This is a genomic window from Streptomyces sp. NPDC051217, assembly GCF_044455465.1.
In the GTDB taxonomy this organism is placed as follows: domain Bacteria; phylum Actinomycetota; class Actinomycetes; order Streptomycetales; family Streptomycetaceae; genus Streptomyces.
This window is the reverse complement of sequence record NZ_JBITEV010000004.1, coordinates 86,799-108,034: the sequence shown is the minus strand read 5'-3', so window position 1 is coordinate 108,034 and position 21,236 is coordinate 86,799. Positions and strand designations below refer to the sequence as shown.

General features: G+C 71.6%; 19 protein-coding genes. 4 read left to right on the top strand and 15 right to left on the bottom strand.

Annotation, left to right across the window (positions count from 1 at the left end):
- Nucleotides 1-51: 51 nt before the first annotated feature.
- The 4 genes from ACIBBB_RS11810 to ACIBBB_RS11795 form a co-directional block, all read right to left on the bottom strand.
- Nucleotides 52-1,080, bottom strand: coding sequence for a 6-phosphofructokinase (locus ACIBBB_RS11810; protein WP_398980880.1), 1,029 nt, complete (start codon nt 1,078-1,080; stop codon nt 52-54).
- Nucleotides 1,081-1,236: 156 nt separating this feature from the next.
- Nucleotides 1,237-1,881: a response regulator gene (locus ACIBBB_RS11805; protein ID WP_398981297.1), complete on the bottom strand. Its 645-nt coding sequence runs from the start codon at nt 1,879-1,881 to the stop codon at nt 1,237-1,239.
- Between the two features lie 68 nt (nt 1,882-1,949).
- Complete coding sequence (gene macS / locus ACIBBB_RS11800) at nt 1,950-3,191, bottom strand: MacS family sensor histidine kinase (RefSeq protein ID WP_398980879.1); 1,242 nt, start codon at nt 3,189-3,191, stop codon at nt 1,950-1,952.
- 46 nt (nt 3,192-3,237) lie between these two features.
- Entirely contained in the window at nt 3,238-4,017 is a 780-nt protein-coding gene (locus tag ACIBBB_RS11795; protein WP_398980878.1) for a lysophospholipid acyltransferase family protein, read from the bottom strand.
- Nucleotides 4,018-4,162: 145 nt separating this feature from the next.
- On the opposite strand from ACIBBB_RS11795, the gene ACIBBB_RS11790 reads away from it, so the two are divergent.
- Both ACIBBB_RS11790 and ACIBBB_RS11785 read left to right on the top strand, forming a co-directional pair.
- Complete coding sequence (locus tag ACIBBB_RS11790) at nt 4,163-4,942, top strand: alpha/beta hydrolase (RefSeq protein ID WP_398980877.1); 780 nt, start codon at nt 4,163-4,165, stop codon at nt 4,940-4,942.
- A complete protein-coding gene (locus ACIBBB_RS11785; protein WP_398980876.1) occupies nt 4,935-5,687 on the top strand; it encodes a hypothetical protein in 753 nt (250 codons plus the stop codon). Before ACIBBB_RS11790 ends, ACIBBB_RS11785 begins: the two co-directional genes overlap by 8 nt.
- Nucleotides 5,688-5,836: 149 nt before the next feature.
- Here ACIBBB_RS11785 and ACIBBB_RS11780 read toward each other — a convergent pair whose 3' ends face one another.
- From ACIBBB_RS11780 to ACIBBB_RS11755, 6 genes are all read right to left on the bottom strand, one after another.
- A complete protein-coding gene (locus tag ACIBBB_RS11780; protein WP_398980875.1) occupies nt 5,837-6,583 on the bottom strand; it encodes an endonuclease/exonuclease/phosphatase family protein in 747 nt (248 codons plus the stop codon).
- Nucleotides 6,584-6,726: 143 nt separating this feature from the next.
- Entirely contained in the window at nt 6,727-7,668 is a 942-nt protein-coding gene (locus ACIBBB_RS11775; RefSeq protein WP_329388802.1) for an ROK family glucokinase, read from the bottom strand.
- A 66-nt stretch (nt 7,669-7,734) separates the two neighbouring features.
- Nucleotides 7,735-8,211, bottom strand: a complete 477-nt coding sequence (locus ACIBBB_RS11770) for a DUF5304 domain-containing protein (RefSeq protein WP_398980874.1) — start codon at nt 8,209-8,211, stop codon at nt 7,735-7,737.
- A gap of 89 nt (nt 8,212-8,300) precedes the next feature.
- Nucleotides 8,301-9,587 carry an ArsA family ATPase gene (locus ACIBBB_RS11765; RefSeq protein ID WP_398980873.1) on the bottom strand — a complete coding sequence of 429 codons (1,287 nt, stop codon included), beginning with the start codon at nt 9,585-9,587 and terminating at the stop codon, nt 8,301-8,303.
- Nucleotides 9,588-9,637: 50 nt separating this feature from the next.
- Nucleotides 9,638-10,123, bottom strand: coding sequence for an SRPBCC family protein (locus ACIBBB_RS11760; protein WP_398980872.1), 486 nt, complete (start codon nt 10,121-10,123; stop codon nt 9,638-9,640).
- Between the two features lie 100 nt (nt 10,124-10,223).
- Entirely contained in the window at nt 10,224-11,087 is an 864-nt protein-coding gene (locus ACIBBB_RS11755) for a metallophosphoesterase (protein ID WP_398980871.1), read from the bottom strand.
- 278 nt (nt 11,088-11,365) lie between these two features.
- On the opposite strand from ACIBBB_RS11755, the gene ACIBBB_RS11750 reads away from it, so the two are divergent.
- Nucleotides 11,366-13,162 (top strand): AMP-dependent synthetase/ligase, encoded by a 1,797-nt coding sequence (locus ACIBBB_RS11750; RefSeq protein WP_398980870.1) that lies wholly within the window; start codon nt 11,366-11,368, stop codon nt 13,160-13,162.
- Nucleotides 13,163-13,187: 25 nt separating this feature from the next.
- Here the strand turns inward: ACIBBB_RS11750 and ACIBBB_RS11745 are convergent, their stop codons facing one another.
- A complete protein-coding gene (locus ACIBBB_RS11745) occupies nt 13,188-14,342 on the bottom strand; it encodes a glycosyltransferase family 4 protein (RefSeq protein ID WP_398980869.1) in 1,155 nt (384 codons plus the stop codon).
- 109 nt (nt 14,343-14,451) lie between these two features.
- On the opposite strand from ACIBBB_RS11745, the gene ACIBBB_RS11740 reads away from it, so the two are divergent.
- The gene (locus ACIBBB_RS11740; RefSeq protein ID WP_398980868.1) at nt 14,452-15,780 is read left to right on the top strand and encodes a glycosyltransferase 87 family protein; all 1,329 of its coding nucleotides are present in this window, start codon (nt 14,452-14,454) and stop codon (nt 15,778-15,780) included.
- Nucleotides 15,781-15,829: 49 nt separating this feature from the next.
- On the opposite strand, the gene ACIBBB_RS11735 is transcribed toward ACIBBB_RS11740, so the two are convergent.
- The 4 genes from ACIBBB_RS11735 to ACIBBB_RS11720 form a co-directional block, all read right to left on the bottom strand.
- Entirely contained in the window at nt 15,830-17,098 is a 1,269-nt protein-coding gene (locus tag ACIBBB_RS11735) for a hypothetical protein (protein WP_398980867.1), read from the bottom strand.
- An 81-nt stretch (nt 17,099-17,179) separates the two neighbouring features.
- Complete coding sequence (locus ACIBBB_RS11730; protein ID WP_398980866.1) at nt 17,180-18,208, bottom strand: NlpC/P60 family protein; 1,029 nt, start codon at nt 18,206-18,208, stop codon at nt 17,180-17,182.
- Nucleotides 18,209-18,489: 281 nt separating this feature from the next.
- Nucleotides 18,490-19,515 (bottom strand): NlpC/P60 family protein, encoded by a 1,026-nt coding sequence (locus tag ACIBBB_RS11725; protein WP_398980865.1) that lies wholly within the window; start codon nt 19,513-19,515, stop codon nt 18,490-18,492.
- A gap of 339 nt (nt 19,516-19,854) precedes the next feature.
- On the bottom strand, nt 19,855-21,216 hold the full coding sequence (locus ACIBBB_RS11720) for an NYN domain-containing protein (RefSeq protein ID WP_398980864.1): 1,362 nt from the start codon (nt 21,214-21,216) through the stop codon (nt 19,855-19,857).
- Nucleotides 21,217-21,236 lie beyond the last annotated feature (20 nt).

Sequence of the window (21,236 nt, the reverse complement as noted above, 5' to 3'; positions counted from 1 at the left end):
GCCACCGCGCGTACGTACGGCCGGGACCGGGGCCACCGGGACCGGGGCCGGTCAGCCGAAGAAGACGCCGACTTCTTTGTAGAGCTCCGGCTGGACCGTCTTGAGTTCCGCTATCGCCTCCGAGATCGGGACGCGCACGATGTCCGTGCCGCGCAGGGCGACCATCTTGCCGAAATCGCCGTCCCGCACGGCCTCGATCGCGTGCAGCCCGAAACGCGTGGCCAGCCAGCGGTCGAAGGCGCTCGGAGTACCACCGCGCTGCACATGGCCGAGGACCGTGGTCCGCGCCTCCTTGCCGGTGCGCTTCTCGATCTCCTTGGCGAGCCACTCGCCGACGCCCGACAGCCGCACATGGCCGAAGGAGTCCAGCGTCCCGTCCTTGAGAATCACATCGCCGTCCTTGGGCATCGCGCCCTCGGCGATGACGACTATCGGTGCGTAGGAAGCCTTGAAACGGGAGGTCACCCAGGCGCAGACCTGGTCGACGTCGAAGCGCTGTTCCGGGATGAGGATGACGTTCGCGCCGCCCGCCAGACCCGAGTGCAGGGCGATCCAGCCCGCGTGCCGCCCCATCACCTCGCAGACGAGGACGCGCATGTGCGACTCGGCGGTGGTGTGGAGGCGGTCGATGGCCTCGGTCGCGATGCCGACCGCCGTGTCGAATCCGAAGGTGTAGTCGGTGGCGGAAAGGTCGTTGTCAATGGTCTTGGGCACGCCGACACAGGGCACGTCGTGCACGTCGGAGAGCTGGGACGCCACGCCCAGGGTGTCCTCGCCGCCGATCACGATGAGCGCGTCGACCCCGCCGCTCGCGAGGTTCTCCTTGATCCGGCGGATGCCGTCGGCCGCCTTGAGGGGATTGGTGCGTGAGGATCCGAGGATGGTGCCACCGCGGGGCAGGATGCCCCGCACGGTGGGGATGTCGAGCCGTACGGTGTCGCCTTCCAGCGGTCCGCGCCAGCCGTCCCGGAAGCCGGTGAACTCGTATCCGTACTCCTGGACGCCTTTGCGCACGATGCCTCGAATGACCGCATTGAGCCCTGGGCAGTCGCCGCCCCCGGTCAATACTCCGACCCGCATGGAAACACTTCCCTTCGCCGTCGGTGACGCACCTGAGCCACGCCTGAGTGACACAGGTCACCCCGGCATGGTGCGCAGGGTCATTTCCGTAACACCAGAGGGCGGTGGGAGGCGGTTGCCGATCAGTGGGGGTACGCAGGGTGGAACGGGGGCGCGTCACACGTCGTCGAGGCCGCGCTCGATCGCGTACCGCACCAGCTCCACGCGGTTGTGCAGCTGGAGTTTGCCGAGGGTGTTCTGTACGTGGTTCTGCACCGTGCGGTGCGAGATGACCAGGCGCTCGGCGATCTGCTTGTACGAGAGCCCCTTGGCGACCAGGCGGAGCACCTCGGTCTCGCGGTCGGTCAGTTGGGGCGCCTTGGGCTCGCCGGACGCCGCGGGAGCGGGCTCCGAGGCGAGCCTGCGGTACTCGCCGAGGACCAGTCCGGCGAGTCCGGGGGTGAAGACCGGGTCGCCGACGGCGGTACGTCGTACCGCGTCGGTCAGCTCGGCCGTACTGGCCGACTTCAGCAGATAGCCGGTGGCGCCGGACTTCACCGCTTCGAGTACGTCGGCGTGCTCACCGCTCGCCGAGAGGACCAGGACCCGCAGACCGGGCTGGGAGCCGACCAGTTCCTTGCAGACCTGGACGCCGGGCATACCGGGCAGATTGAGGTCGAGGACGATCACGTCGGGGGTGGTGGCCGTCGCGCGGCGCACCGCCTGGGGGCCGTCGCCGGCCGTCGCCACGACCTCGAAGCCGGCCTCGGTCAGGTCGCGGGCGACGGCGTCGCGCCACATGGGGTGATCGTCGACGACCATCACGCGCGTCGGACCGCCCCCGGCTCCCTCCGCGCCCTCGCCTCGCTCGTTCTTCTCCGTCTGCTCGCTCATCGCTCCGCCTTCCCCCGTGGAACCTTCAACTCGACTTCCGTGCCCTGGCCGGGAATGGAGATCAGCTCGGCCGTACCGCCCAACTCCCGCAGCCGCCCCCGGATCGAGAGAGCGACACCCAGACGCCCCTCCCCCTCGGCCTGGGCGAGACGGCCCTCCGGGATGCCGGGGCCGTCGTCCCTGACAGTCACGATCACCTCGTCCGGCGAGTCCTCGACCAGGATCCAGGACCGCGCTCCGTCACCGGCGTGCCGACGGACATTGTCCAGGGCGGCGCCCACGGCCGCGGCCAGTTCCCTGGCGGCGGCGGGCCGGAGCAGGACGGGAGCGCCCGGCTCGGCGAGTGACACCGCGGAGCCCGAGAACGGCGCCAGCAGCGTACGCAGATCCCACAACTCGGGCCCGTCGGAGCCGCCGTCGTCCCCGGGGCCAGGCCCGTCCGCGTACCGCGCGTCGTCGACCGTGCGCACCACCGCGCCCAGCGAGACGTCCTCGGAGGCGCGCGTGGTGGGCACGAGGCCGCTGGAGACCAGCGTCCGCAGGGCGACCTCCTGCTCCCCGGCCATCCGGCCCAGCTCCGCGGCCTCACCCCCGAGCGCCGTTCCGCGCCGCTGCACCATGGCCAGGACCTGGAGCACGCTGTCGTGGATGTCGCGCGCCAGCCGCTCGCGTTCCCGGGTCGCCGCCTCGATCTCCAGGGCGCGCGCCAGGGTGCGTTCGGAGGCGCGGGCGACCTCCACGATGTAACCGATCGCGATGGACGCCACCCAGACGAGCAGCACGTTGTGGAGGGTGTCGCGGCTGGGGTTGCCGCGCCCGACCAGGTTGGCGACGGCGACCAGCGAGGAGGCGAAGGCGGCCCAGCGCCAGCCGCCCTTGACGGCGAAGGCGAGGACGGCGCCGGCGGTCCATATGCTCGGCAGGGTGGGGCCGTCGGCGTACCGGGCCTGCACGTCGACGACCGGGGTGAGCAGCACGCCGACGAGAGCGATGGTGAGATCGACGCCGAGGAAGCGCTTGGTGCAGCTGACGGCGTTGGCCACCTTGGGCAGCGTGGCGACCGTCCAGACGACGAGGACGGCGAGATATCCGGCGGCGAGCCAGGGGCGTTCGAACTTGTCGCGCGCGAAGGCGGCGATCAGGGCCGCGTAGACCATGGTCAGCAGGCGGTACGCGGTGAGCGCACGCCACAGCGGCTGCTCGACCGACATCCGTACGACCCGTTCGCGTCCGGCCATGTGTTCCCCCATCCCCCGGTCAGCCCGTCCGCCCTGTCTGTCCCGCCTACCTCGGCTGCTCCGTCTTCTCCGGCCGCTCTGTCTTCTCCGGCTGCTCCGGCTTACCCGGCTTCGGCGGCTTCGCCGTCTTCGCGGCCTTCGCCTCTTCCGCGATCTTGCGTTTGGCGGCCGTCGCGTAGATGTCGACGTACTCCTGACCGGAGAGCTTCATGATCTCGTACATGACCTCGTCGGTCAGCGAACGCAGGATGAAACGGTCGCTCTCCATGCCTTGATACCGGCTGAAGTCCAGCGGTCGCCCGATCCTGATCCCGGGGCGCATCAGCTTCGGCATCACCGTGCCCGGCGGCTGGATCTTCTCCGTGTCGATCATGGCGACCGGGATCACGGGCGCGCCGGAGGCGAGCGCCACGCGTGCCAGACCACCCGGCTTGCCGCGGTAGAGCCGGCCGTCGGGCGACCGGGTGCCCTCGGGGTAGATACCGAAGAGCTCGCCGCTCCGAAGTACCGCTATGCCGCTCTTGACGGCCGCCTCGCCCGCGCCGCGCGCGCCGGAGCGGTCCACCGGCAACTGCCCGACACCTTTGAAGAACGCGGCCGTGAGCCGGCCCTTCACACCCGGCGAGGTGAAGTACTCCGCCTTGGCGATGAAGGTGACCTTCCGGCTCAGGACCGCCGGAAGGAAGAACGAGTCCGAGAAGGAGAGATGGTTGCTGGCGAGGATCGCCGGCCCGTCCTCGGGGATGTGCTCGATGCCCTCCACCCAAGGTCTGAACGCAAGCTTGAGCGGCCCTCCGATGGAGAACTTCATCGCGCGGTAGATCAACTCGGGTGCCTCCTGTGTGCTGTCGACCGACCTTAACCCGCGGGGGACGCGCGGGTTCCGTCATGGGGCGCCGACGGCTCTGGTCGGTGTCGGTCCGGTCGCGTACGGTGAAGTACCACTTCGAGACTGACGAACAGGAGACCCTGTGCCGGTCCTTCCTGGAGCCGAGCCGTACCGCCACGAGGGCGGAGATGTCGGCGTCCTCCTCTGCCACGGATTCACCGGTTCCCCGCAGTCGCTGCGCCCCTGGGCCGAGTATCTGGCCGCCCGGGATCTCACCGTGTCTCTGCCGCTGCTCCCCGGGCACGGCACACGCTGGGAGGACATGCAGATCACCGGCTGGCAGGACTGGTACGCGGAGGTGGACCGCGCGCTGCGGGAGATCGTCGAGCGGTGCGAGCAGGTCTTCGTCTTCGGTCTCTCCATGGGCGGGACGCTGGCACTGCGCCTCGCCGCCAAGCACGGGCACGCCGTCACCGGCGTCGCGGTCGTCAACCCGGGTAACAAGGTGCACGGCCTTTCGGCGTACGCCCTGCCGGTCGCGCGTCACCTCGTCCGGACGACAAAGGGTCTGCGCAGCGACATCGCGCTGCCGGGCAGCGAGGAGATCGGGTACGACCGGGTGCCGCTGCACGCCGCGCACTCGCTGCGGAATTTCTTCCGGCTGGTGGACCGGGAGCTGCCCCAGGTCACCCAGCCGCTGCTGCTGATGCGCAGCCCCCAGGACCATGTCGTGCCCCCGGCCGACTCGGCCAGGATCCTCGGCCGGGTCTCTTCGACAGACATCCGTGAAGTCATTCTGGAACAGAGCTACCACGTGGCGACGTTGGACCACGATGCGGAGCGGATTTTCGAGGAGAGTCACGCGTTCATCGGCCGACTCGCTCCGATCGTCGGGAAGAAGGGGAGCACAACCGGTGGCTGAGCATGACGCGGACCGCGAGCCGCAGCCGATCGACGAGGACGCCGCGTGGGCGGCGATCGTCGCGGGTTACGGCGAGGAGCCGGCCGATCCGCCGGGTGCCAAGCCCTTCAAGTCGGTCGAGGATCTGGCGCTCCTGGAGAGCGACCGGAACAGCTCCGAGCCGGCGCCGCCCAAGGACAAGGGGTCCGGGACCACGAAGGCGGACCTCGGGCCGGTGAACCGGTCGGAGGCCGTGCCGGAAGCGGGACCGGACACCGCGTCGGGTACCAAGCCGGGCATCACGCCGGGCACCGCCGATGCCGAATCCGTCGTGGCGCCCACGCCCGAGCGTCAGGCGGACACCGAGACCGGCGATCCCATCAAACCGAGCAAGTTCGACAAGCCGGACAAGTCGCCGCTCGGCGGCTCGATCGTCTTCGCGCCCGGCGTCGCCGGCGGGGGGCCGCGCGACTACTCGGTGGCGGAGCCCAAGGAAGAAGACCTCGACGACAGCGACGAGGGCCATTTCGTACCGCCGGAGCCGCCACCGCTGCCGGAGGCGGACGTCACGGCGAAGTTCGCCTGGCTCGCGGTGATCGGCGGCCCGGTGCTCATGCTCCTCGCCGTGCTGTTGCAGTGGGAGATGACCTGGTGGCTGACGACGGTCTGCATCGGCGGCTTCCTGGGCGGTTTCGTCACGCTGGTGGCGCGGATGCAGCACGACGACGAGGAAAACGACGATCCGGGCCGCGGCGCGGTGGTCTGAACGCGACGGTCCGAACAGCGACGGTCCGAACAGCCGTAGTCCGGACAGCAGTCGTCCGACGGCCCGGTCCCTGACAGGGCGTGCGGCGGAGCGACTTGACGCTCCGTCAGACCTGACCTGGGCTCAGGACCCCTGCCCGGGAGCGGCGTTCAGGACGCGGGTACGCGCAGGGCGGCCAGCACCGGAAGGTGGTCCGTGGCCGCCCGCAGGTCGCTCTCCTCGATGCCCGGCAGCCCCAACGGCACTCCGCAGCCCAGCACTTCGACACCTTCGGTCGCGAAGATCGCGTCGATGCGCTGATGAGGATCGCCGGGCGTCGAGGTGTACTCGCTCCCCCAGGGCTTGACCGCCCAGCAGTCCCGAAGCTCCTTGGCGATCCGCCGGAACGAGCGCCCCTGGGGCCGGTCGTTGAGGTCACCGGCCACGACCGCGTGCGGCACCTTCATCGCCCTGACGCGGTCGAGCAGCATCCCGGCCTGGGCGAGGCGCTCGTCGGCCTGGAGGCTCAGATGGCAGCTGAGCAGCCCGATACGGGCGCCGCCGATCCGTACGACGGCGGTGGCGAAGCCGCGCCGGTGCAGTCCGGGCGTGAGCGGCAGCAGTACGTCCTCCGTACGCTCCACCGTCGCACGCAGCGAGCAGAGCAGCAGCGGGCCCGCGGCCGTGCCACCGCCGCCGAGGACGACGAGATCCGTCCGGGCGGCCAGCCACGCGGCGCGCTTGCGCCAGCGGAAGAAACGCGGCGCCTCCTGGACGAAGACCAGGTCGGGCTGGCAGGCGCGGATCACCCGGGCCAGCGCCTCGCGATCGTCGCGCATGGAACGGACGTTGTAGCTGAGCACGCGGATCACGGCCGAACCATCGGGCTCGGTACGGGAGTCGGGCAGCGAAATCATGGGGACGGGTCCACCCTGTCCACTCACCGGAGTTGTCACCGAACCACGATAGGCCAACGCCCGCCGCACCCTTGAGGGGCGCGGCGGGCGTGATCATCCGGATTGCCGGACCCGTCCTTGATTCGGTACGGGACCGGTACGGCTCAGCCCTGGCGGGCCAGGTCCGCCGCGCCCACCAGCCCGGCCTTGCCGCCCAGTTGGGCGGCGAGCACCTGCGCGTGCGGGCGCCATTGCCCGCCGATCAGCCAGCGGCGGAAGGACTTGCGGATCGGGTCGAGGACCAGTTCGCCCTCGTCCGACACGCCACCGCCGACGATGAACGCCGACGGATCGAAGAGAGAGGCCAGGTCGGCCAGGCCCGCGCCGGCCCAACGGGCCAGCTCCCGGAAGGAGTCGACGGCCACCGGGTCGCCCTCCCGGGCGGCGGCGCTGACGTGCTTGCCCTCGATGCCGTCGGGTGTGCCGTCGCCGAGACGCAGCAGGATCTCCGCGTTCTCGGGGGTGGCGTTGGCGCGTTGCTTCGCGTATCTGACGAGGGCGCGCCCCGAGGCGTACTGCTCCCAGCAGCCCTGGCTGCCACAGCCGCAGAGCAACCCGTCGGGAACGACGCGGATATGGCCGAATTCCGCCGCCACGCCGAAGCGTCCTCGGCGCAGTTTGTTGCCGATGATGATGCCGCCGCCGAGCCCGGTGCCGAGCGTGATGCAGATGACGTCGTCGTGGCCCTGTCCGGCCCCGAACTTGTACTCGCCCCAGGCCGCCGCGTTCGCGTCGTTCTCCACCACGACCTGCATACCGACCCGCTGCTCGACCTTGTCCTTGAGCGGTTCGTGACGCCAGTCGATGTTCGGCGCGAAGAGGACGGTGGCGCGCTTGTCGTCCACGTAACCGGCGGCCCCGATGCCGACGGCCTCGATGTCGTGTCCCTTGCCGGCCCCGGACACCGCCGCGCAGATCGCGTCGACGATGCCTTCGGCGGTCGGCGGGGTGGGCACCTGATGCGTATCGAGAATCGTGCCCTCTTCGTCGACCACGCCCGCCGCGATCTTCGTGCCGCCGATGTCGACGCCGATGGTGAGTCCCATGTGTCCCTCAGTTTTCGGTCGAGCCCCGCTGGGCCCAACCGTACCCGAGGGCGGGCGCCCGGCTGGTCAGTCCAGGTCGATGTGGGTACCGGGAGTGGGGCCCTCATCACGGGGGTCCGAGGAGTCGTTGGCCTTTTCGTCCGGCTTGTTCAGGCTGATGTCGGGAGCCTCCGACGGTCCCCGGGTCCAGCGGCGCTCGTCGCCCTCGACCGCGGAGCGGTAGGCCGCGAGCAGTTCGTTTCCGGCCGCCGCGAGATGGTCGAAAAGATCCGGATTGCGGTCGATGACCGGCTCGACGGCGGACTTCGCCTGACTGATGAACTGCTGGACGGCGCCCTGTGCGGCCATGCCGAGCAGCGGGCTCTGGAACGAGGACACCTTGTCGGCGACCGCGTCCACGAACCTGCGCAGTTCCTCGGAGGCCGAGCCGGGCGGCGTACCGTGCACGGCGCGACGACGGACCTTCTCGGCGGCGAGGTCCTCGGCGCAGGCCGTGGCCCAGGCGTCCGGGTCGGCGGCGGGACGCTCGATGGCATCACTCATGGGTTACTCCCGCATCGGGACAAGGCGCCTCGTCCGGGGCGGAACGGAGGCTGTGTACCTTCGACGGTACCTGAACCGCGGGGGGACGTTCAGGGGGTGCGCGGCCAGAGCCCCGGCTCCGGCGTGAACCGGACCTTCAGGACACCGTCCGTGAGCGCGGCGCCCGATACGGTGCAGCGCCGCAGGGCGGCTTCGAGCGGCACCATGCGGTGGAAGGGCCCTACGGTCAGCAGGAGTTCGTCGCCGCGCCGGATCAGGCCGACGTCCGACTTCACGGCGCCGGGCAGGGGCAGGCACCACACCAGCAGGCCGTCCTCCTCCCGCCGGTCCTCGACCCACCAGGGATCGCCGTACGGGGCGGGGCCCGGTCCCTCGCCCGCGTCCAGGTCAGGACCATGATCGGCGTGATCCGCGAGATCACCGAGCTCCGCGATGTCCGCGAGATCGGCGAGATCGGCGAGATCGGCGAGATCGGCGAGATCGGCGAGATCGGCGAGATCCGCGGCTCCGCGCGGATCCCGGCCGAGATGCCGCACCGGGCGCAGCGGCCAGGCGGAGCCGTACTCCTTGCCCCACTCGTCCAGGCACTTCTGCTGCTGGGCGGCGAGCGTCGCGAGCCAGGCGTCGGACGAGTCCGCCGGCAGCACCTTGTTCGGTACGAGGGCGTCGACGCGCAGCCCGTACAGGCTGAGCCCGTCGCGGGCCACGCGCAGTGCGTCCCCGGCGGCCGGGCCCGGCTCGGCGACGAGCCGCACCGTCGTGGTGCCGGCCTCGATCAGCGCCTGGACGGCGGCCAGTTCCTCGTCCCTGCGGGCGGCGGCGCCGTACAGCCAGCCCGCGGGCATCGGCACTCCGGCGAGCTGCGCCATGATCGGGCGCAGCGCACGCGCGGCCTGCCGCTCCACGGGCAGGAGGCGGCCGAGCAGCCGGCGGAGCCGCTCGGGCAGCGCGAGCACGGACAGGGCGTCGCGCAGCGGCGGCAGGTCGACGACGAGTACGTCCCAGTCGCCGGCCGAGGCCCGGCGCAGCGCCTGGAGCAGGGCGAACTGTTCGCTGCCGGGCAGCTCGGTCAGCTCTTCGCCGTCGAGGCGCCGGGCACCGAGCATGTCGAGCACGGTGGCCGCGCGGTCCTGGAGGGCGAGGAACTCGGTGCGGAAGTAGTCTGCGGGGTCGACGCGCGCGGCCCAGAGGCCGGGGGCCACCTCCGCCGGTTCGGCCCCGAGACCGGCGGTCCCGCCAAGGACGGCGCCGGGGCCCGCGGGGTCGGCGCAGAGCAGCAGCGTGCGGTCGCCGCGCCGGGCGGCGGCCACGGCGGTCGCCGCGGCGACGGTGGTACGGCCGGCGCCGCCGGGGCCGGTGACCAGGACCGTTCGCATCGCCCTCGTCGTACGTGCCCCACGTGCGGTATCGGCCGTACTCTCCGCCATCAGGCGCCGGGCTTCTCGAACGCTCCGGCGGACCCGGCGCTTCCGGGGGCGCTCTCGACCCGCTTCTTCAGACCGGCCAGCGCGCGGTCGATGATGACCTTCTCGGCCTTGCGCTTGATCATCCCGAGCATCGGGATCTTGACATCGACGGTCAGCCGGTAGGTGACCTCGGTGCGCGCCCCGCCGTCCGTCGGCACGAGCTGGTACGAGCCGTCGAGCGAGCGCAGCATCTGGGACTTGACCAGCGTCCAGCTGACCTCGTCACCGCCGGTCCAGGTGTACGCGAGGGTGTGGTCGTCCTTGATCGCGCCGGCGTCGAGCACCAGCCGTACCTGTTCGGCGCGGCCCTCGGCGTCGGTGGAGAGCACCTCGGCCTCCTTCACCTCGCCGGTCCACTCGGGATAGCGGGCGAAGTCGGCGATCACGCCCATCACGTCGGCGGGTGCCGCCTCGATCGTGATGCTCGACTTGGTGTGTTCCGCCATCGACGTGCTCCTCCAGATGGTGTCGCCCCGGTGGTGCGGGGCGACGGTCACGCTTACCGGTACCGCCCGTGCAGCGTGCAGGTTATCGCGTGCGCGCCGGTCACCATTCCATGGCCCAGGGCCGTCCGGTGGACGCGAAGTGTCCGACGTTCACACACTCCGTCGAGCCGACGCGCATCCGGCGGGCGAGCGGCTGGTGGACATGGCCGAAGAGCGCGTACCTCGGTTTCGTCCGGCGCAGGGCGTCGAGCAGCGCGCGGCTGCCGCGCTCGAAGCGGCGGGCGACGGTGTCGTACGTCAACTCCGGTACGTCGGGCGGGATGTGGGAGCAGAGCACGTCGACATCGCCGAGCCGTTCGACCTTGGCGGCGTACTCCTCGTCGGAGATCTCGTAGGGGGTGCGCATCGGGGTACGCAGGCCGCCGCCGACGAAGCCGAAGACGCGTCCGGCGATCTCGACGCGCTCGCCGTCGAGGACGGTCGTGCCCGATCCGGCGTACTCGGGCCAGAGGGCGGGGATGTCGACGTTGCCGTAGGTGGCGTACGTCGGGGTGGGGAAGACGGCGAACAGTTCGGCGTACTGGCGGCGCACCGCCGATTCGATGGCCGTCTCGCGGTCGGCCTCCAGCCCGGCCCAGAGGCCGCGGCCCAGGTCACGGGCCTCGTCGAAGCGGCGAGCGGTGCGCAGCTCCACGATGCGGTCGGCGTTCTCCTTGCCGAAGAGGTCGGGGAAGATGCCGCGCGAGTGGTCGGCGTAGTCGAGGAAGAGGACGAGGTCGCCCAGACAGATCAGGGCGTCGGCGCCGTCGCCGGCCGTGGCGAGGTCGCGGGCGTTGCCGTGCACGTCGCTGACGACGTGGACGCGGGTACGGACGCCGCCGTTGCCGCCGGTCCCACCGTCGCCACCGTTTCCGCCGCGGCCGCTTCCGCCGCTGTCCCTGCCGCTGTTCCCGCCACCACGCATGCCGCTCACCCTAGATCGCCGCCTTCCGACTGAGTAGAGGGGTCCGGACCTGCGATTACTCGCACGTCCGCACAGCTGTGGACTACTCTGCGCGAAGGACCGTCAAAAACGTGTGACGCAGGGAACATCTGGCCGGCGCCCTCTATCCGGAACTGTGTACCGGTGGGTAACGTCCGGGCAGTCCCGTCGTGCTCACCCCCGAGAGCACCTGCCCGATGTGGACCGCAGCCGGTTCGGCCCAGTGCCGCGCCACCGGCGCCCGACGAGGAGCAGCAGTCTTGCGCGAGTTCAGCCTTCCGGCCCTGTACGAGGTCCCCTCGGACGGCAATCTGACGGATCTCATCAGACGCAACGCCGCTCAGCACCCGGATGTCGCGGTCCTTGGCCGCAAGGTCGGCGGCGTCTGGACGGACGTCACGGCCACCCGGTTCCTCGCCGAGGTACGGGCGGTGGCCAAGGGGCTGATCGCGTCCGGCATCCTCCCGGGTGAGCGGGTCGCCCTGATGTCCCGGACCCGGTACGAGTGGGTGCTGTTCGACTTCGCGATCTGGAGCGCGGGCGCCGTCACGGTACCGGTGTACGAGACGAGCTCCGCCGAGCAGGTGCAGTGGGTCCTCGGCGACTCCGGCACCGCCGCCGTGATCGTGGAGTCCGACGCGAACGCGGCGGCCGTGCGGTCGGTGTCGGACGGGCTGACGGAGCTGCGGCACATCTGGCAGATCGACAAGGACTGTGTGGCGGAGCTGACCGCCGCGGGCGCGGAGATCACCGAAGCGGTGGTCGACCGGCGCAGCGCGACGGCGAAGGCGGACGATCCGGCGACGATCGTGTACACCTCGGGGACCACCGGCCGGCCCAAGGGCTGCGTGCTCACGCACCGCGCGTTCTTCGCGGAGTGCGGCAACGTGGTGGAGCGCATGAAGCCGCTGTTCCGTACGGGCGACTGCTCCGTCCTGCTCTTCCTGCCCGCCGCGCACGTCTTCGGGCGGCTGGTCGAGGTGGCTTCCGTGATGGCGCCGATCAAGCTCGGCTGCGTACCGGACATCAAGAATCTGACCGAGGAGCTGGCCGCGTTCCGGCCGACGCTGATCCTCGGGGTGCCGCGTGTCTTCGAGAAGGTCTACAACTCGGCGCGCGCCAAGGCCCAGGCGGACGGCAAGGGGAAGATCTTCGACCGCGCGGCGCGGACGGCGATCGACTACAGCCGCGCGATGGACAGCGCGCGGGGTCCGTCCCTCGGGCTGAGGATCAGGCACAAGGTCTTCGACGCGCTCGTGTACGGCAAACTGCGCGCGGTCCTCGGTGGCCGGGGCGAGTACGCCATCTCCGGCGGCGCCCCGCTGGGCGAACGGCTCGGTCACTTCTTCCGGGGCATCGGCTTCACGGTGCTGGAGGGGTACGGCCTGACCGAGACGTGCGCGGCCACCGCGTTCAACCCGTGGGACCGGCAGAAGATCGGCACGGTGGGGCAGCCGCTGCCGGGTTCGGTGATCCGTATCGCCGACGACGGCGAGGTGCTGCTGCACGGCGAGCACGTGTTCACGGGCTACTGGAACAACGAGGCGGCGACGGCTGAGGCGCTGGCCGACGGCTGGTTCCACACCGGCGACATCGGCACGCTCGACGAGGACGGGTATCTCGCGATCACCGGCCGCAAGAAGGAGATCCTGGTGACGGCGGGCGGCAAGAACGTCGCCCCCGCCGTGATCGAGGACCGCATCCGCGCGCACGCGCTGATCGCCGAGTGCATGGTGGTCGGCGACGGGCGTCCGTTCGTGGGCGCGCTGGTGACGATCGACGAGGAGTTCCTGGCGCGCTGGGCCAAGGAGAACGGCAAGCCGGCGGGCTCGACGGCGGCGTCGCTCCACGAGGACCCGGATCTGCTGGCGGCGGTCCAGCAGGCGGTGGACGACGGCAACGCGGCGGTGTCGAAGGCGGAGTCGGTACGGAAGTTCCGCGTCCTGGAGGCACAGTTCACGGAGGACGCGGGCCACATCACGCCGTCGCTGAAACTGAAGCGCGGCGTGGTGGCGAAGCACTTCGCGGACGAGATCGAGTCGCTGTACCGGGGCTGACAGGGGAGTCCCCGCCGGTGGGGGCCTACAGCAGCGCGCGGAGGTGGTTCGCCAGGAGGTCCCAGCGCCAGCGGTCCTCGACCCATTCGCGGCCGCGGGTGCCCATCCGCCGGCGTAGCTCGGGGTCGAGCAGGAGCGTCACGATACGGTCCGCCGATTCCCGCGCCGCGAGCGCGGGCGGGGCGCCGTGCACCACCCAGCCCGTCTCGCCGTCCAGTACCGCGTCCGGCGCGCCGCCGGAGTCGCCCGCCACCACCGGGAGGCCCGTCGCGGAGGCCTCCAGGTAGACGATGCCCAGGCCCTCCACGTCGAGGCCGCCCCGGCGGGTGCGGCAGGGCATCGCGAAGACGTCGCCCGCGCCGTAGTGGGCGGGCAGCTCGGACCAGGGCACGGGGCCGGTGAAGCGTACGGAGTCGGCGACGCCGGTCTCCGCCGCCAGCTTCCGCAGCTCCTTGTCGTACGGTCCGCCGCCGACGATCAGCAGGACGGCGTCCGGGACCCGCGCCAGGATCGCCGGCATGGCGAGGATCAGGGTGTCCTGTCCCTTGCGCGGCACCAGCCGCGAGACGCACACCACGACCGGCCGCTCCGCGAGCCCCAGCCGCTCGCGCACCGCGTCGCCGCCCGATCCCGGGTGGAACGTCTTCTCGTCGACGCCGGGCGGCAGTTGGACCATGCGCCCGGCAGCGCCCGGCGTGAGCGCGGCCGCGATGCGCGAGCGCGTGTACTCGCCGAGGTAGGTGATCGTGTCCGTGCCCTCGCCGATGCGGCGCAGCAGTTGCCGGGCCGCGGGCAGTTGCGCCCACCCCGCCTCGTGGCCGTGCGAGGTGGCGACGATCCGCCGGGCGCCGGCCCGGCGCAGCGCGGGGCCCATCAGACCGAGCGGGGCCGCGGCCCCGAACCAGACGGACTCGCAGCCGTGTTCACGCAGCAGCCCCACCGCCCGCCTGGTCACCCCCGGGGTCGGCAGCAGCATCGTCGTACGGTCGCGCACGACCGTGAAGGGCTGCTCGGCGTCGAAGGCCGCCGTCGCCTCCGTGCCCTCGGCGCCGCGCTTCCAGGTGGAGGCGTAGACGACGAGCCGGTCGGGGTCCAGCCGCAGCGCCATGTTGTGCAGGAACGCCTGGATGCCGCCGGGCCGGGGCGGGAAGTCGTTGGTCACGATCAAGGTCTTGTGCATCGCCGCCGACAGTACCGAACGGCCCCGCCTCACCGTTCCCGCGCCCGTTCCCCCTCATGATGGCTCCCGCCAACACGTAAGACATATCAGTCAAAACGGGCAGGTGTTCATGACGGTCGAGGACACGACACGCTCCCGCGTCGGAGCCGCCGCGAGGGTAGCGAGGGTAGCGGGCGGCACCGGAAGCCGCGCGGCCTGGCCGGTCACGGTGTGGCTTCTCACCAGGACCGTACTGATGCTCTGCGTCCTCAGGATCCTCGTCACACCGGGCGCCGATGTCACACCGGACGTCTCCGTCACCTACCAGGGCTGGTACGACGTCCTGCGCGCCGGCACCTTCCCGCGGTCCGACGTCACCTGGCAGTACCCGCCGGGCGCCGCGTTCGCGATCCTCTCCCCCGCCCTGCTGCCCTTCCTCGGCTACGCCACGGCGTTCTTCACCCTCTGTCTGCTCTGCGACGCGCTGGTGTTCGGGCTGCTGCTCCACGCGGGACGACGCCCGGGACGCTCGATCCGCGGCGCCTGGGTATGGGTGGCGGGTGTGGCGCTGCTCGGGCCCACCGGGTACGCCCGTTACGACGTGATGGTGACCGCCGTGGCCGTCTGCGCCCTCCTCGTGGGCCTCCGCAGGCCCCAACTCCTGGGCGCGCTCGCGGGGTTCGGGGCGCTGCTGAAGGTGTGGCCGGTGCTGCTGCTGATCGGTACGCCGCGGGGCCGGGCCACCCGGCTCTCCTGGTCCGCCGCCGTCGCCACGGCGCTCGCGCTGCTGGCCATGGTGTCCGCGGCGCTGCCGGGCGCGCTGGACTTCCTCACCGCGCAGCGCGACCGGGGCACGGAGGTCGAGTCGCTGGGGGCGCTGGTCTTCCATGTGGCGCGGCATCTCGGCTGGGACGGGGCCGTGATGTTCTCCTACGGCTCGGTGGAGTTCCGGGGGCCGTACGTCCCGCTCGTCAGCGCGCTCGCCCTGGTCCTCAGCGTGGCGGCCTTCGGCTGGCTGCTCGTCTGGCGGGTGAAGGCGACCACGTTCACCGCGAGCACCCTGTGCGACGCGGCGTTCGTCGCGGTCCTGCTCTTCACCGTCACCAGCCGGGTGATCAGTCCGCAGTACATGATCTGGCTGGTGGGCCTCGCCGCCGTCTGTCTGCTCCTGCGGTCGAGCCCGATGACGCTGCCCGCGGTGCTCGTGGTGGCGGCCTCGGCGGTCACGGTGCTCGAATTCCCGCTGTTCTTCTCGAACGTGACGGCGAGCGACTGGCTGGGCGTGAGCCTGCTCGTCGTACGCAACGGGCTGCTGGTCGCCGCGACGCTGTCGGCGTGCGGCCGGCTGTGGCGCCGGACGGTGCCCGGTCCGCGCCCGCGTGAAGGCCAGAAGGTGGCGGGCGCGGCCGGCAGCGAGGAGGAGAGCAAGGAGGACACGTACCGGCTGCTCGGCTCCTGAGAGCCCCACCCAGGGCCCGTACGGCACCGAGCGGGGCGGGTCCAGGTCCTCAGCGCAGCCGCTCGCGCATGTGGTCCCGCCACAGCCCGCCGAATTCGTCGGGCGTCACCGACAGCACCTCGTTCATCGCGTCCTCGACGGCGCCCTCGCGCTCCTCGTGCTCCCCGACCGCCCGGTAGAAGTCCGTCAGCTTCCGCTCGCCCCAGCGCTCGGCGATCAGCTCGCACGCCAGACGCCCGCCCTCGTACGCGCGCGCCAGCTCGTCCGCCTTCGCGTCGAAGGCGAAGTCACCGTCCTCGGGAAGAGCGGCGGGCAGGTCCCCCCGGCGCAGGGACCGTTCGAGCTCCGGCGCGGCCTGGCCGTCCATGGGGCTGGTGTCCCGGTAGGCCACCCAGTCGGAGAAACCTTCCGACAGCCACATCGGCGTGGCCTTCGAGGTGTCCGCCCGCGTCGCCACATGGGTGGTCTCGTGGGTGAGGACCACCCGGCGCCCGAAGTCGCCCAGGATGCCGTACGCGTCGGGGTTGACGATCACCCGGTCCGCCGGCGAGGAGCCCTCCTGCCGGGTCTCACCGGTCGTGACCGCGGCGATGCCCCGGTAGCTCGCCGCGGAGGCGCCCAGCAGACCCGCCATCGACTCCACCGACTCCGGCACGAGCACCACGACGCGCCCCGACCACTCGCCCGGCCATGCCTCGTCCACGGCTGGCACCGCCCGGTCGGCGGCTGCGGCGATCTCGCGCAGCCGGTCGTTGCCCTGGCCGACGCCGAGGATCAGGCTGCGCCTGCCGTGGACGACGTCGACGGCGCCCTGCTGCCAGAGCTGCTGTACGCCGCCCTCGCCGGGCCGGTCGGCCGTCACGTACCAGCGCCCGTCCCGTTCGGTCAGCTCCAGCGTGCGGGCCGAGGCGACGGGCGCGCTGTCGTAGCCCTCTATCCGGAAGCGCAGCTCGACCCGTGCCGTCACGTGCTTCCCGGAGCGCTCGACGTCCCGCAGCTCGTACTCCCACGACCGCACGGGTACGTCGCTGAGATTGCGGTACGTCCGCCGCTCGGCGGCGAGCAGCTCACCGGCGGCGGGGTCGACGGCGGCCAGATAGCCGCTCTCGTCACGGTCGAGGAGCGCGTCGGCCCGCTGGTCGAGCGTCCGCTCGATCGCGCCGGAGGCGGCGTCGGTCGCGGTGGGCGCGGAACAGCCGGAGGCGACCAGCAGACACCCCAGCAGCGAGACCGCCGCACGGCGGCGGACCGCGCCGCGGGTGGGCGTACGCCCGCGACCCGCCGCACGTCTTCGAGTCGTACGTCCCTGACCTGCCACCCTGCCGATCGTACGGGGCGCCGCGAGGACGAATCCCGACGATGCGTCGGTGACCGGTCCTCCGGAAGGGCCGGACCGCGCTCAGACCCGGGTGACCGAGGAGACCGGCATCATGCCGACCGGGTCGTAACGGACCGAGGCACCGGGGTAAGGCGCGTGCACCACCTGGCCGTTGCCCATGTACATCCCGATGTGGCTGGCGTCGTCGCGGTAGGCGACCAGGTCGCCCGGTCTCGCCTGGGAGAGCGGTACCTGCTGTCCCGCGTACCGCTGCGCCTGCGACGTACGCGGCAGAGAGACCCCGGCCTGCGCGTACGCCCACTGGGTCAGCCCCGAACAGTCGAACCCCGAGGGGCCGTTGGCGCCCCACACGTACGGCATGCCGACGACGCCGCGGGCGGCGCGGGCCGCCGCCGCGGCCCGCGCGGAAGCGGGTGCCTCCCCGTCGAACGAGAGCGGGCCGGCGTCGCGCCCGGAGCGCGAGGCCCGGTCGGCGTCCCTCGCGGCGCCGGGCAGCGAGTTCAGCAGCCGCCGCGCCTCCGCGAGCTTGGCCTCGACGGTGCGCTTGTGGCGGGCGACGGCCGCCCGGCTGCGCTCCAGCTCGGCGAGGTCCTTCGTCGCCTCGGCACGCTGCCGGTCGAGCTTGCGCTGGGCCAGCCCCAGTTCGCGCAGGGCCAGCGCCTGGCGGTCGCTCAGCCGGTCCAGGGCCTCGGCCTTGCCGAGATAGCTGTCCGGGTCGGAGGAGAGCAGCAGCGCGAGCGCCGGATCGAGTCCGCCGGAGCGGTACTGGGCACTCGCGATCGAACCGAGCGCGCCACGCATCCGGTTGACGCGCTCCTGGCCCCGGGCCGCGCTGTCCCGCACCCGGTCCACCCGCTGGCGCAGCACACCGGCCCGCTCGCCCGCCTTGTTGAACCGCTCGGTGGCCTTCTCGGCCTCCTCGTACAGCCGGTCGACGGTCGACCGGGCCGTCTCGGTCGTCTCCCTCGGGTCCGCGCCCGCCGGCGCCGTCCCGAGGGCGGCCGCGGCCGTGACAGCCGCGGCGGACAGGACCGTGACCCGGGTGCCCCGGCTGTGGCCGGGGTGTGAGGAACGACGATGGGACACCACAGGAAGCCGCACTTCCTTCCGCTGGACGCATTGCGCAGCCCCCTGCCGCCCGACGGGCGGAACCATGACCGGGAGCTGCGGCGCAGCAGACAGTAACCGTGCGGACACGGAGTGACCAAAGACCGCGCCGGGCACAGACAGTGATGCCCCGCCGGAGATCACAGGTCACCGGCGGGGCGTGCGTCAGCGGGAGTAACCAAGATTCGCCCGTACGGGCGGTCGCGGTCGTGTCCGTGGGTGTGCGCGGGTGTCCGTACGGAGCACCCGCGCCGAGCGGTGCGTCAGACGCGGACGCCGAACTGGAAGCTGCCGGCCCACTCCATGGACTCGTAGCGCACCACGGTGCCCGGCTTCGGGGCGTGGATCACCTGGCCGTTGCCCGCGTACAGCCCGACATGGCTCAGACCGCTGAAGAAGACCAGGTCGCCGGGGGCGAGTTCGCCGCGGCCTATCTGCACACCGTCGTTGACCTGGGTGTAGGTGGTCCTCGTGAGGGCCACGCCCGCCTGGGCGTAGGCCCACTGGGTCAGCCCGGAGCAGTCGTAGGAGTTGGGGCCCTCGGCGCCGGAGATGTACGGCTTGCCCAGCTGGGTCTTGGCGGCGGCCAGCGCGGCGGCGGCGCGGCCCGAAGAGGCCGACTCGTTGCCGAGGTTGACGCGCTCGTTGCCACGGGCCGCGCGCTTGGCGTCGTCGGACTGGATCTTCGCGCGCTCCGCCGCGGTCAGCGTGTTGAGGAGCTTGTTCGCCGCGTTGAGCTTGGTCTGGACGTCCTTCTTCTTCTTCGCCAGTTCGACCCGCGTCGCTTCGAGATCCTTCAGCTTGAGGGACGCCTCCTTGCGCTGCTGCGCGAGGGTCCGCTGCTTGGCCTGGATCTTCTCCAGCGCGCCGACCTGCTTGGCGCCCATCTGGTCGAGCACGGAGGCCTTGTCCAGATAGTCGTCCGGGTCGGAGGAGAGGAAGAGCTGGAGGGCCGGGTCGATACCGCCGGAGCGGTACTGGGCGCTGGCCATCGAACCGAGGCCGGTACGCAGCTCGTTGAGCTCGTCCTGGCCGCGCGCGACCTTGTCCTGGATCGCCTCGACCTGCTTCTCGAGCTTCTTTTCCTTCTCTTCGGCGCCGCTGTGCTTCTCCGTCGAGGCCTCGGCCTCGTGGTAGAGCTTGTCGACCTTTTCCTTGACGTCTTCGACGGTCGGCTTCGGGTCGGCCTGCGCGGCCTGGGACGTCAGAGCGACAGCTGCGGCTGCGGTCGCGGAGAGCACGGTCACGCGGGCGCGGCTCGGCTGCTTGGGACGACGGTGGGACGCCACGAAGGCGAGCTCCTTCTTCCTCGAGCCGCCTACCGGGTGCGTGGGGAGCGGGTCCCCGGCTCCATGAGCTCAGCGTTCCCGGTGGGACCGGGAATCCGGTGCAACCGGACTGAACTACACGAATTCGGCGGTTCCTTCGCCGCCACCCCGGATGGGTGATCAACCGCGCGAAGGTTCGAGGCCTGACCCTAGTGACCTTCTCGTGATCAGTTCAAATCCTGAAGAGAAAAAATTTGGCCGCGAGGTGGTTTCTTCACATACATCGCACCGACAGTGATGAGCAATTGACGCTGTGGTGTGACATGGGGTGACCAAATGCCGCATTGGCCACAGGAGTTACTAGACGCGCGAAAGCCGCTTCAGAAGCAAGGCGGACGCGACCGGCCGCGCTCCGGCCCGCGCCACTCCGTCGGCGACCTCCCGGTCGGTGGAGACCACCACCACCGGGCGGCCGGGCGGCTCCGCGCGCACCAGCTGACGGATCAGCTCGTCCGCCGTCACACCCGGTTTCGAGAACAGCACCCGCACTCCGCGCGGCGGCGCGAGCAGTACGGGAGCGGCCAGTTCGGCCCCGTCGAAGACACACGTCATCTCGGCGCCGGACTGGGCCGCGAGCATCGCGAGCCCGCCCAGCAGCCGCAGCCGCTGCTTCTCCAACGGCATCGTCGGATAACCGGTCTTGGTGACGTTGTAGCCGTCCACGACCAGATGCGCCTGCGGCAGCGCGAGCAACTGGTCCAGCAGTGCCGGGTCCATGTCGGAGAGCGCGCGGGCCGCGACATCCTTGGGCGACATCCGGCCGGGGGCCACGGCGTCGACCAGATCGGCGGGGTGCGAGGCGGCGGGGGGCAGCGCCAGCTCCCGCCGCAGGCCCTGCGCCGACTCCAGCACGGTGTCCAGCAGCAGCCGCAGCCGCATGTCCTCCACGGAGCGCCCCTCGCGGGCGGCCCGGCGGCCGGCCTCCACCGCCGACTCCGCCTCCGCGAGCCGGGCCTTGAGGCGCCGCGTCTCGCTCTCCGCCGCGGACACCTGGACGGCGGCCTCCGCGCGGGCGGCCTCGATCTCGGCGGCCGTACGGCGCAGGGCGGCCTCGCCGCGCTTCACATCGCTCAGGGCGCTGCGCAGCTTACGGTGGGTGGACTCGGCTTCCTTGCGGGCGCTCTCCAGCTCCGTGCGCAGCCGCTCCGTCTCGCTCCTCGTCGCCGCGCGGGCCTGGGCCAGCTCCTCGCGCAGCCGCTCCAGCTCGCGGCGGTTCTCCTCGTCGACGCGCTCGGCGTCGGCGCGCTGGACCTCCTCGCCGGCGGCGGCCACCAGCTTCACCCAGCCGACGGGCCGCAGGACATAGGCGGCGGCCGCCACGTCGACGGGGTCGGCGGCCGGGGGCGGCGACCCGGATTCCACCGCGGCGGCCAGTTCGGGGTCGGCCTGGCCGAACCGCTCGCCGATCCGCTGCCGGAACACCGGGTCGCTCTCCAGGGCGGCCGCCATCGCGTTGCCCGCGAACCGGGCCCGTCTGGTCGGTGTGAAGCGCGCGTACTGTCGTAGCTGGGGGGGCAGTTCGGTGACGGTCAGACCGCCGAAGGCGTCCGAGACCAGCGCCACGACCCGGCGCCGTACTCCCTCGGGCAGCGGCCTGTCGAGCGCCTCGGCGTCGCCGTCGGCCGCACCGGCCGGCTCAGCGCCACTTGCGGGCTGCTCCACGATCCGTCACCCCACTACCC

Bases quoted from the DNA above. Each gene is read 5' to 3' on its own strand.
- ACIBBB_RS11755 (WP_398980871.1), bottom strand. From the start codon at position 11,087: ATGCGTGGTGGCGGGAACAGCGGCAGGGACAGCGGCGGAAGCGGCCGC.
- ACIBBB_RS11745 (WP_398980869.1), bottom strand. From the start codon at position 14,342: ATGCACAAGACCTTGATCGTGACCAACGACTTCCCGCCCCGGCCCGGC.
- ACIBBB_RS11760 (WP_398980872.1), bottom strand. From the start codon at position 10,123: ATGGCGGAACACACCAAGTCGAGCATCACGATCGAGGCGGCACCCGCC.
- ACIBBB_RS11810 (WP_398980880.1), bottom strand. From the start codon at position 1,080: ATGCGGGTCGGAGTATTGACCGGGGGCGGCGACTGCCCAGGGCTCAAT.
- ACIBBB_RS11765 (WP_398980873.1), bottom strand. From the start codon at position 9,587: ATGCGAACGGTCCTGGTCACCGGCCCCGGCGGCGCCGGCCGTACCACC.
- ACIBBB_RS11780 (WP_398980875.1), bottom strand. From the start codon at position 6,583: ATGATTTCGCTGCCCGACTCCCGTACCGAGCCCGATGGTTCGGCCGTG.
- ACIBBB_RS11770 (WP_398980874.1), bottom strand. From the start codon at position 8,211: ATGAGTGATGCCATCGAGCGTCCCGCCGCCGACCCGGACGCCTGGGCC.
- ACIBBB_RS11740 (WP_398980868.1), top strand. From the start codon at position 14,452: ATGACGGTCGAGGACACGACACGCTCCCGCGTCGGAGCCGCCGCGAGG.
- macS (WP_398980879.1), bottom strand. From the start codon at position 3,191: ATGGCCGGACGCGAACGGGTCGTACGGATGTCGGTCGAGCAGCCGCTG.
- ACIBBB_RS11805 (WP_398981297.1), bottom strand. From the start codon at position 1,881: ATGGTCGTCGACGATCACCCCATGTGGCGCGACGCCGTCGCCCGCGAC.
- ACIBBB_RS11775 (WP_329388802.1), bottom strand. From the start codon at position 7,668: ATGGGACTCACCATCGGCGTCGACATCGGCGGCACGAAGATCGCGGCG.